This window comes from Microcystis sp. M49636_WE2, assembly GCF_030065375.1.
GTDB classification, from domain to species: domain Bacteria; phylum Cyanobacteriota; class Cyanobacteriia; order Cyanobacteriales; family Microcystaceae; genus Microcystis; species Microcystis aeruginosa_C.
The window spans coordinates 1-1,006 of the sequence record NZ_JASJFG010000624.1 but is presented as its reverse complement, the minus strand read 5'-3'; the positions used below and the strand labels follow the sequence as shown (position 1 = coordinate 1,006).

Genomic DNA, 1,006 nt, shown 5'->3' with positions numbered 1-1,006 from the left:
GTTATGAAACCTTTGGGGGGCAAAGCAGGGGAGGGAATTTTATTTCTTAGTCCCGAAGATCGCAATCTCAATTCAATGATTGAAATTAGCACAAAATGGGGACAAGAACCGGTAATGATTCAAGATTATTTACCAGCTGCCAAAGAAGGAGATAAACGCATTATTGTCCTCAATGGTGAACCGATCGGGGCAGTTAATCGTATTCCCACCGGTTCGGAATTTCGCGGTAATATGGCGGTGGGTGGACGGGTGGCAAAAACAGAAATCACCGATCGAGAATTAGAAATCTGTGCCACTTTAGCCCCAAAATTACGAGAAGATGGCCTATATTTTGTCGGATTAGATGTGATTGGTGGCTATCTGACGGAAGTTAATGTCACCAGTCCCACCGGCATTCGCGAGATCGATCGATTAAACAATCTTAGTTTAGGTCAACAGGTGATTAAATGGCTAGAAAATTTTTCGGGAATTATAAATTCTAAATTATGAATTATGAATTGGGAGTGGGAATTATGAATTATGAATTATGAATTGGGAGTGTAGAGTGGGGAGAATAAATAAAAACAATCTCCTATCTCCTGTCTCCTATCTCCTGTCTCCTATCTCCCGTCTCCTCTCTCCTATAAAAAAAATGAATGCTTTATCAATACCGACGTGGATAGTTCATGTATCGAGTGTCGTAGAATGGATAGCGGCAATCTGGTTAGTCTGGACCTATGGCGACATCAGTAGCGATCGATCGTGGCGAATGTTATCTTGGGGAATGTTACCCGCTTTAATTGGGGCTATGTGTGCCTGTACATGGCATTTTTTTGATAATATCAGTGCCTTATCCTGGTTAGTCACCCTACAGGCAGCCATGACTGTCTTAGGAAATTTTACCCTCTGTGCTGCCGGTTGGTGGCTGTGGCGTTCCAGTAAAATTAGCGTTAACAATGAATAAAGAGAGTTTATTTGCCATTTCCCTGTTTCCCTATCTGGGGTTTCTTTGGTTTGTCACTCGTTC

The 1,006-nt window shown here is 42.2% G+C and carries 2 protein-coding genes and 1 pseudogene; all 3 read left to right on the top strand.

All coding sequences use genetic code 11. From position 1 onward, the window contains the following. Nucleotides 1-489 (top strand): ATP-grasp domain-containing protein (locus PX484_RS14430; RefSeq protein WP_502882745.1); only part of this gene is annotated, 489 nt, incomplete at its 5' end. Nucleotides 490-631: 142 nt separating this feature from the next. After that, nucleotides 632-943: a DUF2499 domain-containing protein gene (locus tag PX484_RS14425; RefSeq protein ID WP_002734463.1), complete on the top strand. Its 312-nt coding sequence runs from the start codon at nt 632-634 to the stop codon at nt 941-943. Then, nucleotides 888-1,006: pseudogene (locus PX484_RS14420) on the top strand (DUF3593 domain-containing protein); the annotation flags it as partial. The gene PX484_RS14425 and the pseudogene PX484_RS14420, both read left to right, overlap by 56 nt.